The following is a 12453-nucleotide window of genomic DNA, read 5'->3' on the forward strand; positions in this document are numbered from 1 at the left end:
TTAAATGGCTTTAAGGTTTTTAGCTGCTATTCGAATGAAAATGAACAGCAGTATAATCCAGAGAATAATTGAAAGGACAGCAACTATTTCAGATTTTAAAACATCTGAAACTCCTTTCGGTTCATAATGAAATTCGGCTACATCAGCCCAATGTTCTTTGTTAATAGTAAGAGGTTTATCATTGGGTCCCGGTTTTTTGTTGCTGATGTACTTAACCTGCAGAGCATTCATTTTTTGCGCCATAGCATAACGGTATTTTTCGGCTTGTTTCTGAAAATCGATATACGAATCATAATCTGTATTTGATAATCCCATTGATACGTTTTTGATCGCGATGTACGGATTTATAAAAGAAACTGTTTTAGAAAAACGGTTTTGCTTTTCGTAAACCTGCAGTAACCTTTCTAAATGCTGATTGTAGATTCCGGAACTTATTTTCTCGCCTTCAGTCATGATAAACCCCGAATAATTAAAAGGTAGTTTTTGTACCGAATCAACTTGGTAAACGCTCAAAAGGGAGTCTTTAATTGCTTTATAATGCAAATCGTTCGGATTATGGCTGTCTCCTTGTTTTAGAATATCTTTTTCGATATCGCTCTGAAACTGAATTTTAGATGGCGCCTGAAAAATATAAGCACCAATCGCCTGAGTGGTTCGGGGTAAAATAATCGTAAAAACCAGCCAGATCCCGATTAGCGAAATCAAAGCTTTTTTAGAGGTTTTACTGGAAGCAGAAACCAAAACGGCAAGGACACAAAAGAAGATCAGATAAATAAAATGGAAACCAATAAATAAAAGCATTTTGATCATCTCATCAACTAAAACGCTAAAGTTTTGAAGCAAAAGCCAGATAAAAACCAATACTATAATGGCTGGAACAAAAAGCAGCATGATTACGCTTGCGATTCCTAAAATTTTACCCGTTAAAAGTTGTTTCCAGTTGATTCCCTGACTCAAAAGCAGCTTTAAGGTTCCGTTTTCTCTTTCGGCTGCAACGGCATTAAAACCTAAGAAAAAGATCAATAAAGGCAGTAAAATTTGCAAAACCATCGCAATACTGATTTCTCCAAAACGAAGCATACTGTTTGAGAATCCGGCTTCAGAGAAATTGGCGGTATTTTGTTTGTGTGCCTCGAGAAAAACAGCATTTCCGAAAAAGGGTTCCATTCCAAATTCAAAAACACTTAACGGCGTACTTTTTCGAAACGCAAAGTTGCCGTAATGTGCCATTCGGTGTGGGTTTTTGTCCGGATTTTTTAGCCAGTCCTCGCGGGATTCATGTTGGTATTTTTCGCTGGTTTTGTTTTGATTGGTGTAGTTTTCCCAACCCGAAAAGGCAGCGTAAAGTAAAATAATCCCAATAAAAAGTGTGATGATAAACACAGCCTTATTCTTAAAAACGGAATTCTTTAAATGTCTGGCAATTAAAATTTCGATGTGCAATGCTTTCATACCAATTAAAATTTATAAGTAACAGTTAAGCTAAAATTTCGTGGTGCTCCGGGAAACAATCGCAAATAATTCTGAGCGCCTAACCAATACGTTTTGTTGAATAGATTACCCGCATTTACCGCAATTTGCATATTGCTTTTGTTAGGTTTGTAATATAAAGCGGCATCAAAAACAGTAAAATCAGGAAGTGTAAAAGCCCTGGTAAACCAGGGCACTTTGCTGCTTTGATACTGCATCCCGAAACCAACGCCCAAATCTTTTAAAGCCGAATCAGAATTGAAATTATATCGCGTCCATAAATTAGCGCTGTTCTTTGGCGTGTTTTGTTTTCTGGCACCAATTAACGAAGCATCACGATCATTCGTAATTTGGGCATCTATGTAGCTGTATGAAGCATTTATTTGCCAGTCGGCGGTGATGTAACCCGCTAAATCGCACTCAAAACCACGGCTTCTTTCAGCGCCCCTCGTTACCAGTAAATCAGGATTTGCAGGATCATTGGCGTTCATCAAAATATTGCGCTGATTGATTTCGTAAACCGCAGCATTAAAACTCATTGAATTGTTGAAGAAAGTAGCTTTTACACCCACTTCTTTCAAATTACTTTTAAGCGGATCAAACAAACTTCCGGCTGGCAAAGAACCAGTTTGCGGCATTAAAGTAACCGTATTCGATTGTGGCTGATACCCTTCGAGATAGGTCGTGTAAACATTGATTTCATTGTTAATCGCATAAGTCAGGCCCACACGAGGCAGCAAAGCCGCTTTTTTAACCTTTATTTCATTGTTCGATTCATAATTGGTAATATCTTCAAACCACTCGTTTCGCAAGCCCAGTAAAAAAGTAAAGCTATCCCACTGTATCTGATCCTGAATATAAATGGCATTTGTAGTTGTCAAAGCTGATGGCAATGCCGTTCTGACATTCAGCGTATAATCGTCGGCACTTGTTAGCGTATACGTTGGGTTATTGAGATTGAAATAATTGACATTTGGCCTGGGTAAAACGACCCCATCAATTGTGGTGGTTTGATAATTTGCAGCGTTTGCGGTGACAAAAGTACTGGCTACGGTTCCGTCTTTTAACAGATAACCCCTTGCCGCATTTTGTCCGCCTCCTTTCGTTTTGTTCCAGGAGCTTAAATCGTAACCTGCTAATAGTGTATGTTTGAGTTTTCCAGTTTTCAAATTGAAATTAAAATAGGTACTCAAATTATCAATCGCCCAATATTGCTGGCGTTGCACGAATTGCATCATCGCCAGACTAGTAACGGGCTGATTGTTCATATCTACCGCAAAACCGTTGGTGGTTCTGTGTTCCTGAAGGTTTTCGGTCCAGGACTGTTTCATATATTGTGCATTAAAACCAATTTTAGAACTAAATTTATGCGCAAAACTGGTCGTGAAAATCATTTCCTTAGATTTGAAAAAATCACCCGGAGAACCCAGATTGAGACTAATTGGTGTTTTATTTAAATGAGTAACACCCGCAACAGCGCCAAAAATAGGCTGGCCACGATCCAGAATTCCCGTCATGTCGCTTAGAATCAGTTCGGTATTAATAGCCGTTTTTTCATTGGGGATATAACTGAACGATGGAGAGATCAGAAATGATTTGTTACGCACTAAATCCCGGAATGATTTGGCTTCCTGATACGCTCCGTTTACCCGATATAAAAGCGTTTTAGATTTGTTTAGAGGTCCTGTAAAGTCTAAAGATCCCCGGAAAGTGCTAAAGCTCGCCACGCTCAGGTTCACTTCTTTTCGATCGACAGTCAAAGGTTTTTTGGTAACTAAATTAATGCTTCCGCCCGGATCTACAGACGAAAATGTGGCACTCGACGGACCTTTGATTACTTCAACACGTTCTATATTATTGGTCAAAGGCTGTAAAAAATAATATTGCCGTGTTCGCATGCCGTTGATAATCTGGCCTTCTTCGTTTTGACTAGTGCCCCGAATGGTATATTGATTGTAATAACTAGCCGGAATCACACCACTTGCCATTTTTACGGCATCGGCCAGATAAAAGGCGGCTTTATCGGCAATTAATTCTTTAGTAATAGTCGATATAGATTGCGGAATATCTTTGTTCAATGCTGCCGTTTTTGTAGCCGCGAAAGAATAATCGCTGTTGTATTTTTTTGTCGAACGGCCCACGATTTCAACGGTTTGCAATTCATTTCGGTTGATGGAATCAGAATTGATACTATCTGTGGCTTTTGTAGTAATGGTTTGCGATTGTGCGCATTGTGTACCCATTATTAAAAATAAAAAAGGATATAAATGTTTCATTTTTATGATGATGGAAATGGTACTTCCTTTATACAGTTTGTAAATACAGGTTTTCAAGTTCGTTTGCCGAGATTTTATCAGCTTCTATAATCGTAACCAGGTTTCCTTGTTTCATGATTCCAATGTGTGAGGCGACTTCCCGGGCTCTGAAGATGTCGTGAGTCGCCATCAATATTGCCGTTCCGTCTGCTGAAAGTTCTTTCAGGATTTGAGAGAATTCATTGGATGCCTTAGGATCTAATCCGCTTGTAGGTTCATCTAACAATAGTACTTTGGCTTTTTTTGCAATAGCAATGGCAATACCCACTTTTTGTCGCATTCCTTTAGAATATCCTTCAAGATTCTGATCGTGTGCCGTAACTTGTAAACCTGCTTTGGTAAGGAAATAGGTTAGTTCTCCTGTCGAATATTTAAATCCGGCAAGAGAAGAGAAGAATTTCAGGTTCTCTAGACCGGTAAGATTTGGATATAACTTTACTGTTTCAGGAATATAAGCTACATACTTCTTAGTTTCCTGAGCCTTTTCTATAACCGAAATGCCATTGATTTTTAATTCTCCGTCTGTTGGTGCTATAAATCCCAAAAAAAGATTGATTGTAGTGGTTTTTCCGGCTCCATTTTGACCTAAAAGTGCAAAGATTTCGCCCTCTTTAATGGTTAAGTTCAGTTTATTCAAAGCGACATTGTCACCATATTTTTTGGTCAGGTTTTCAGCTATAAGCATAGTTTTGATGTATTTGGATGATTTTTTAGTTTTAACTTTCAGTCGCAATAACAATGTCAGTGACATTCTTAATGAGATAAGAGGTGAATTTGAGTTGGAATAATGGGAGTTTACTACTGTTTTAGTAGAAAAATTTCTATTAGGATTTGAAAAATAAGAATGTCTTTATGTCTCTCAGTCTGATCTTGTTTTTGCCGGAAAAATGATTCTGGCAAGGCTACAAATAGATTTCTCCCTTAAATAAATTATAAGGAAATACGCCCATTTAAATAGCCTGTTACATAACCAATGGTTTAAAAACGTTGAACCGCATTTTATAAAACATCTCATTATCATGCAACAAACGTCCCAAAGGTGAAACCTTGCGATGTAATTGAAATAGGATAAAATTTCAGAGTTGTAAAGAATGTTGAATTCTTTTTTTCGCTCTAAATAAATGTAATGCTTAATCTTTAGGGCTTAACATGTACCAATGATCCGTAAGAGGTATTCTTAATTTTTCGAATAAAATGTAGTAAACGAGATCAAAGCAGGAGGTGCTCTAAGGGCAAAAAGACTGCCTTTAAAGAAAGTAGAAATTCCTTTTGTATAATAGCATACAGAAGAAGTTTCGATAATGACTTTATGAAAGGATAAAGCCTGAAATGTATTGGGAATAAATGTACTAAAAGCAAAATGACAGACATGGCAATTGCTCTCGACAGTATGACTGTGAGTTATTTGCTTCTGACCATTGGCAGAATGATGATCACAATGCTTTTGATGGAGTTGTTTGTAAACATGCTCGTAAGAATGTATCGTCTGAAACAGCATTGCGAACAATACGGTTACAGACATAAAAAGATTAATTAAGACAATTTTCTTTTTCATTCTTGTTTTGGAAAACCTTACAGGTAGCGGACTTTCTGAGTTATTAACTAATGCAACTTAGTTGCAAATATAGATATCTTATTTAGAAATGAGCTAAAATCGCGTATTATTTTAGTTGTATAAATTCTGTTACGTAAAAAAGTAGTCTAAAAATTACTGTATAACAATTGCAGTGTATGAAAATCAGATGATCCGTCAAAGTACTTATCCAATACTTCATTAAATACAGGTTCAGTGTTTTGAACACTGGCAAACAAAGTCATACAGGATTGTAGTTTTTCATCGTCAGGATTTCCGAATATTTCGGTAGCCGTTTTTTCGTCAGTTTTGATTAATTCAGCCGTAATTTCGATAAGATGTTTGCCCAGGATCGGATGTTCTAAAAAAGCGATGGCTTCGTCGGCATTTTTAATTTCGTAAAACTTAGAAGTATCGCAAGAGCCAAGTCCTTTGATCTGAGGAAAAATAAACCACATCCAAGGAGATTCTTTTTTACCTTTTTTAATTTCCGAAAGCGCAGACAGGTATAACTTATTTTGCGCATCTAAAAAACGAACCAATTCTTTGTTATTGTAAGCCATTATTTACTGATTTTATTTGGGACAATCAGTTCGTAAAACTACTGAAAATAAATGTAGTTGAGCATTTCAAAAGTTTTTTTTACGTCTGTTTTTTTTCTATATATTAAGCAAAAATTATCTGTAGTATTTATCGGAAATTTTTATTTGATTTTATAAAATGATTAATTCAGAACTTGAAAAAATGAAGTAAATTCCGAAAAAGCACAAAGCCGCAAAGTTTATGATTGTCATCCTGACGAAGAAAGGATCACACCAGAAGCTCCACAAAGTGAAGCTTAGAAAATTAATCCCGCAAAAGCACAAAGCCACAAAGTTTGGTATTGTCATCCTGACGAAGGAAGGATCACACCAGAAACTCCACAAAGTAAAGCTGAAAAGTTAATCCCGAAGAGCCACAAAGTTTGGTATTGTCATCCTGACGAAGGAAGGATCACACCAGAAACTCCACAATAAAGCTTAGAAAATTAATCGCATAAAGTATATTTTCTTTAATATCCAGGCCCAACAGGTTTTTAAAACCTGTCGGGCTTTCTTGTATGTAGAAAATTTTTAATCAATAATACTTGATATATCAAATAAATAATTATATTTGATATATCAAATAAATTCAAACGAACCCATTTAATATGAACCAGAAAAACCCAACCGGAACTGTACTGTATACTATTGAGCAGACTATTAAGGAATACAGGAAAATTTGCCAGAAAAACATACAGAAGTTGGTAAGCGATATTACTGTTGACCAGTGTTTAGTATTAATCATCTTGAATGAAAATGCTAAAATTTCTCAAATCGATATAGCTAAATTAATCTTTAAGGATAATGCCTCGATTACAAGAATAATTGAATTAATGGTTAAAAAAGATTACCTGACCAGAGAAACAGATGAATTGGATAAAAGGAAATCTAAGCTTATCATAACAGAAAAAGGTAAAAAGACAATTGTTTTACTAACACCTGTTTTTAAACTCAATCGTAAAACTGCTCTTAATGGATTAGCTGTTGATGAAATTCAATTACTTGATAAAATCCTCCATAAAATAATTTTAAACTGTAAAACTTCATAAAAATGAAACACCTATTTGCCTTATTATTTCTAACATTTTCAATTGGTTCCTATGCCCAAAATGCCCCAGATCTAAAAGAAGAAATTAAACTTACTGAATTAAGTAAAAAACAAATTATTGATTCGCTGACCAAACACCTTGAAGCGTTTTATATACGACCAAATGCAGTTGGAGAGATTAAAAAGAAACTGAATGAGAATTATAAAAAAGGACTCTACAAAGATATTGTAAAACCAAATGAATTTGCCGGTAAGCTAAGCTCAGATCTTATAGAGGTTAGTAAAGATTTACATTTTAGGGTAATGTATGATCCGGAATGGACAGAAAATCAGCTAAAAAAAGAAAATAAAGAGATACAGAAAAAAATTAAAGCCGAGGAATTAACCGAAGCTAAAAAGAAAAATTTCGGTTTTCAGCAAGCACGGATTTTAGAAGGAAATATAGGCTATCTAAAGTTTGATTATTTTGAAGATCCTGCAATAGGAAGTGAAACTGCAGCATCGGCCATGCAATTTTTAAGCAGTACTGATGCGCTAATTATCGATTTACGCCAAAATAATGGCGGAGCTATGGAAATGGGACAGTTTTTAAGCAGTTATTTCTATTCAGCTAAGGAATTGCCTCTTTATAAATATTATTATTACGAAAAAAACAGAAAAAAAGTAGAAAGAGAAATGTGGTTATTACCATCTGTACCAGGGAAACGTATGGAGGATGTTGATATTTATATTTTAACAGGCAACACTACATTTTCTGCTGCTGAATGGATGAGCTATTCACTCCAAAACTTAAAACGTGTTACGATTGTGGGCGAAAAAACGGCTGGTGGCGCACACCCAATTGATCGAAAAGTATTGCCAGACGGTTTTTCTGTAAATATCCCTTTTGGAGAAGTCAAAGACCCAATTACCAATACTGATTTTGAAGGAAAAGGCGTTGTGCCGGATGTTTTATGCAAAAGCGAAGAAGCCATAAACACATCGCACATACTTGCTTTACAGAAACTATCATCAAAAAATAAAGATGCATCAAACAATCTGGATTGGTTTATTCCAATTATTAAAAACAGACAAAAAACGGTAACTATTAACAGCGAAATTTTAAAATCTTATCAAGGCAAATATGGAAAAGCCGAATTGAAATATGAAAACAATAATTTGTATTACAACTGGAATAATATAGTCACTTTATTACTGATTCCTCTGGAAAAGGATTTATTTCTACTGGATGGAATAGATGATTTCCGTATAAAGATTGTTTTAGAAAATAATGTTGTAACAGGAATTAAAAGAATTTATCAGGTTGGGCAGGAGAAGTTTTATAAAAAAGAGTAATTTTTTTTAGGATTTAATCTCGCAGAGGTGGGAGACGCAAAGTTTTTTCTTTTTTGAGTTTTTAAACTTGGCGGCTTGGCGGCTTTGCGAGATTCCTTTTTGTTACACTATCACTTTCTAAAAATCAAAGCTTTACTATATTCCGCATTCATTTTGGCAATTGAAAGAATAGAAATCCCTTGTGGGCATTCGATTTCGCAGGCTCCCGTATTGGAACAGTTTCCAAAACCTGCTGAATCCATTTGTTCAACCATAGTTAAAACTCTTTTTGAAGCTTCGATTTTTCCTTGCGGAAGCAAAGCCAAATGCGTTATTTTGGCACCAACAAACAAAGCCGCACTCGCATTTTTACACGTTGCTACGCAGGCACCACAACCAATACAGGCGGCAGCATCAAAAGAAGCTTCGGCAGTTTCGTACGAGATCGGAATACTATTGGCCTCAGGCGCCTGACCTGTTGAAGCGCCAATAAAACCACCGGATTCTATAATAGTATCAAAAGCAGACCTGTCTATTTTTAAATCTCTTAAAACGGGAAAGGCTTTTGCCCGAAAGGGTTCAATATAAATGGTATCCCCATCCTTAAAACTTCTCATGTGAAGTTGGCAGGTGGTCGTATTTTTTAAAGGTCCGTGAGCTCTTCCATTAATCATAACACCACATTGTCCGCAAATTCCTTCACGGCAATCGTGATCAAATTCAATAACACGCTCTTTTTTCTGAATTAAAGATTCGTTCAAAAGATCGAGCATTTCCAGAAAAGACATGTGTTCCGAAACTTCGTCAATTTCATAATTTACCATTTCTCCTTTAGAAGAAGTATTGATTTGTCGCCATATTTTAAGATATAGTTTCATATTCGTAAGCTTTTTGATTATTTGTAACTTCTAACTGCCAGTTCAACCGATTCGAATACAAGGGGCTCTTTGTGTAATTCCGGTGCTTGTTCTTTTCCTTTCCATTCCCAGGCCGAAACATAGCAGAAATCAGCATCGTTTCGAACCGCTTCACCATCGGCAGTCTGGTATTCTTCGCGAAAGTGTGCGCCACAGGATTCTTCTCTTTGCAGGGCATCATAACACATTAATTCGGCCAGTTCAATATAATCGGCGATTCGTCCGGCTTTTTCGAGTTCGCTGTTTAAAGTATCATCCCCGGTAATAAGTAAGTCTTTTTCAAAAGAGGCTTTTATTAATTTGATTTCATTCAAAGCTTCTTCCAGTTTTTCTTTACTTCTGGAAAGCCCGCACTTTTCATACAATAACCGGCCTATTTTTTTATGAAAATAATCTGTTGAAAGCGTTCCTTTACTGTTTAGAAATTTATCTAACTGATCTCTGACTGATTTTTCAGCTTCGTCAAAAGCTGGATGGGATATATCTGATTTCGGACTGTTTAATTCTCCTGTCAAATAATTCGGAATCGTATAAGGCGCAATAAAATAACCATCAACACAAGCCTGAAGCAATGAATTTGCTCCAAGTCGATTTGCGCCATGATCGGCAAAATTAGCTTCTCCCAGGGCAAATAAACCCGGAATAGTGGTCATCAGTTCATAATCAACCCAAAGACCGCCCATCGTGAAATGTGCCGAGGGTGAAATTAACATGGGTTCCTTATAAGCATTGATTCCGGTAATTTTCTCGTACATCGCAAAAAGATTACTGTATTTGGCTTCGATTGTATTTTTTCCCTGAACTTTAATAGCATCCGAAAAGTCAAGATAAATGGCATTTTTCATCGGTCCAACTCCGTGTCCGGCATCGATTTGTTCTTTTGCGGCTCTTGATGAAATATCGCGGGGGGCAAGATTTCCAAAGGATGGATATTTTCGTTCGAGATAATAATCCCGTTCGTCTTCCGGAATTGTATTTGGGTTTCTGTCATCGGCAGCTTTTTTAGGCACCCAGATTCGTCCGTCATTACGAAGTGATTCCGACATTAAAGTAAGTTTAGACTGATTGGCTCCGTGCTGCGGAAGCGAAGTAGGGTGAAACTGAATCCAGCTCACGCCTGCCATATAGGCCCCTTTTTTATGCGCTCTCCAAATAGCAGAACTGTTGCAGCCCATTGCGAGTGTAGAAAGATAATAGACTTTTCCGTAACCGCCGGAAGCCAGCACAACGGCATCAGCAACGTGACGTTCAAGTTCTCCTGTTTCCAGATTTCGGGCAATGATCCCTTTTGCTTTTCCGTCAATAACTACTAATTCCAGCATTTCATGTCGGGTATGCAAACTAACTTTCCCTAATGAAACTTGTCTTAGTAATCCCTGATATGCCCCAAGTAAAAGTTGCTGTCCGGTTTGTCCGCGTGCATAAAATGTTCTGGAAACCTGAACACCTCCAAAAGACCTGTTATTCAGATAGCCTGCATATTCTCGCGCAAAAGGAACACCTTGTGCCACGGCATGATCGATTAAAGCCGCTGAGCATTCCGCCAGACGGTAAACATTGGCTTCGCGCGATCTGAAATCACCACCTTTTATGGTATCATAAAACATTCTGTACGTACTGTCGCCATCATTTTTGTAGTTTTTGGCAGCATTAACGCCTCCTTGTGCCGCTACAGAATGTGCTCTTCGGGCTGAATCCTGAAAACAAAATGACTGAACATTATAGCCCTGTTCTGCCAGCGAGGCTGCACAGGAAGCACCGGCAAGACCAGTGCCCACAACTATAATGTTCAGTTTTTTTCTGTTGGCAGGATTAACAAGTTTTGCTTTTGCCTTGTAAGTATTCCATTTTTCCGCTAAAGGACCTTCGGGTATTTTTGAGTTTATCATTTTTATTTTGTTTAAAATGAAATCTATCTTTAAAAGGTGTAATTTACTACAAAATATTGACTTGTGTCCTGATAAATATCATTTTTTACTAATAGAAATAGCTTTAGAGACGGTATTTGTTTTTACAAAATAGATTCCTGCCGGATGTTCTGAAATAGAAATTTATAAAAAAAACAAACCCGACAGGCTTTTAAACTATCGGGTTGGGATTTCGTTAAATTATCTAATGGCCAATGATTTCTTTTCTGTGTAAGGTTCCCCATTCATTCAATGCTCCAATGACATTGTATAAAGTATGGCTGTGTTCTGTTCTTGCATATTCAACAGTTGGTGGAAACGTATCATAAACAGTTCTGGTAACCAGTTTGTTTATTTCCAGATCTTTAAGTTCTTTCGAAAGCATTTTATCTGTAATCCCGTTTATGTCTTTAGAAATTTCCTTAAATCGTTTTGGCCTGTTCGATAATGCGATCAAAATTGGTAACTTCCATCTGCCACTTAAAACTTCCAGGGCATCTCTTACAGGTAATAATGCTGCCAGACACTCCTCTGGTTGAAAGCCCATCTCTTTTGTTATTTCGCTTTTTGTTTTCATATTGATGATGTTACTATCCTCAAGGATAGCGCTATCCTTGAGGATAGTACTATAAAAGAGATAGCAAATGTATATAAGTTTGTATCATAAAACAAAATTAGAATAAGTATGAGTAAAAAGATTCTGAATATAGTGACAAGCGTCAAAGGAGATGCTTCATTTAGTAATAAATTATCAAATGCCGTTTTGGAAAAGCTTGCAAAAGAGTACCCACAAAGTGAAGTACAAACTTTTGATCTTTCTAAAACACCATTGCCTTATCTTGATGAATTGCAGCTTAATGCATTTTACACTCCTGTAGGATCGCATTCTGAAAACCAATTAGAATCTGTTAAACTTTCTGATGATGCTATACATGATTTATTAGAAGCTGATATTATTGTAATTGGTGTTCCCATCTATAATTTTGGAATTCCGGCATTATTAAAAGGATGGATTGATCAGGTTGCGAGAGCGGGTAAAACTTTTAGTTATGATGAAAATGGGCCAAAAGGTTTAATAACGGGTAAAAAAGTATACTTATCTATTGCTTCAGGAGCAGTATTTTCTAATGGTCCTTATAAAAGTTATGATTTTGCAGAACCGTATTTACGTGCTGTTCTGGGCTTTTTAGGAATTACTGATATAACCACTTTTCGTGTAGAAGGAACATCAATTCCGGATCTGGCAGAGAACGCTTTACCAAGTGCTCTGGCAGCTGTTGAAGGATTTGCTTTTTAGTATTAAGTTACAAATCCCAGCTTTGGCTGGG

The 12453-nt window shown here is 36.7% G+C and carries 11 protein-coding genes; 3 read left to right on the forward strand and 8 right to left on the reverse strand.

The genetic code is table 11. The features are described from left to right. The 5 genes from ACHRWY_RS23325 to ACHRWY_RS23345 form a co-directional block, all read right to left on the reverse strand. Complete coding sequence (locus tag ACHRWY_RS23325) at positions 1 to 1452, reverse strand: ABC transporter permease (protein WP_395357790.1); 1452 nt, start codon at positions 1450 to 1452, stop codon at positions 1 to 3. A 5-nt stretch (positions 1453 to 1457) separates the two neighbouring features. After that, positions 1458 to 3746, reverse strand: coding sequence for a TonB-dependent siderophore receptor (locus tag ACHRWY_RS23330; protein ID WP_395357791.1), 2289 nt, complete (start codon positions 3744 to 3746; stop codon positions 1458 to 1460). A 28-nt stretch (positions 3747 to 3774) separates the two neighbouring features. Further along, positions 3775 to 4470 (reverse strand): ABC transporter ATP-binding protein, encoded by a 696-nt coding sequence (locus ACHRWY_RS23335; protein WP_395357792.1) that lies wholly within the window; start codon positions 4468 to 4470, stop codon positions 3775 to 3777. Positions 4471 to 4962: 492 nt separating this feature from the next. Continuing rightward, positions 4963 to 5340: a hypothetical protein gene (locus ACHRWY_RS23340; protein ID WP_395357793.1), complete on the reverse strand. Its 378-nt coding sequence runs from the start codon at positions 5338 to 5340 to the stop codon at positions 4963 to 4965. 146 nt (positions 5341 to 5486) lie between these two features. Further along, positions 5487 to 5921, reverse strand: coding sequence for a DUF1810 domain-containing protein (locus ACHRWY_RS23345; protein WP_395357794.1), 435 nt, complete (start codon positions 5919 to 5921; stop codon positions 5487 to 5489). A gap of 626 nt (positions 5922 to 6547) precedes the next feature. Between ACHRWY_RS23345 and ACHRWY_RS23350 the strand changes: the two genes are divergently transcribed. Together ACHRWY_RS23350 and ACHRWY_RS23355 are read left to right on the forward strand one after the other, a co-directional pair. Further along, the gene (locus ACHRWY_RS23350) at positions 6548 to 6988 is read left to right on the forward strand and encodes a MarR family winged helix-turn-helix transcriptional regulator (protein WP_395357795.1); all 441 of its coding nucleotides are present in this window, start codon (positions 6548 to 6550) and stop codon (positions 6986 to 6988) included. Between the two features lie 2 nt (positions 6989 to 6990). Then, positions 6991 to 8322 (forward strand): S41 family peptidase, encoded by a 1332-nt coding sequence (locus ACHRWY_RS23355; protein ID WP_395357796.1) that lies wholly within the window; start codon positions 6991 to 6993, stop codon positions 8320 to 8322. Positions 8323 to 8432: 110 nt separating this feature from the next. Here the strand turns inward: ACHRWY_RS23355 and ACHRWY_RS23360 are convergent, their stop codons facing one another. The 3 genes from ACHRWY_RS23360 to ACHRWY_RS23370 all read right to left on the reverse strand — a co-directional run bounded on the left by ACHRWY_RS23360 (position 8433) and on the right by ACHRWY_RS23370 (position 11702). Beyond that, positions 8433 to 9179, reverse strand: a complete 747-nt coding sequence (locus ACHRWY_RS23360; RefSeq protein WP_395357797.1) for a succinate dehydrogenase/fumarate reductase iron-sulfur subunit — start codon at positions 9177 to 9179, stop codon at positions 8433 to 8435. 17 nt (positions 9180 to 9196) lie between these two features. Continuing rightward, positions 9197 to 11107 carry a fumarate reductase/succinate dehydrogenase flavoprotein subunit gene (locus tag ACHRWY_RS23365; RefSeq protein WP_395357798.1) on the reverse strand — a complete coding sequence of 637 codons (1911 nt, stop codon included), beginning with the start codon at positions 11105 to 11107 and terminating at the stop codon, positions 9197 to 9199. Between the two features lie 223 nt (positions 11108 to 11330). Beyond that, complete coding sequence (locus ACHRWY_RS23370) at positions 11331 to 11702, reverse strand: winged helix-turn-helix transcriptional regulator (RefSeq protein ID WP_395357799.1); 372 nt, start codon at positions 11700 to 11702, stop codon at positions 11331 to 11333. A 108-nt stretch (positions 11703 to 11810) separates the two neighbouring features. Here ACHRWY_RS23370 and ACHRWY_RS23375 point away from each other — a divergent pair, with 108 nt between their 5' ends. After that, a complete protein-coding gene (locus ACHRWY_RS23375; RefSeq protein WP_395357800.1) occupies positions 11811 to 12422 on the forward strand; it encodes an FMN-dependent NADH-azoreductase in 612 nt (203 codons plus the stop codon). Positions 12423 to 12453 lie beyond the last annotated feature (31 nt).

This window comes from Flavobacterium sp. FlaQc-48 (assembly GCF_044007335.1).
Classification (GTDB): domain Bacteria; phylum Bacteroidota; class Bacteroidia; order Flavobacteriales; family Flavobacteriaceae; genus Flavobacterium.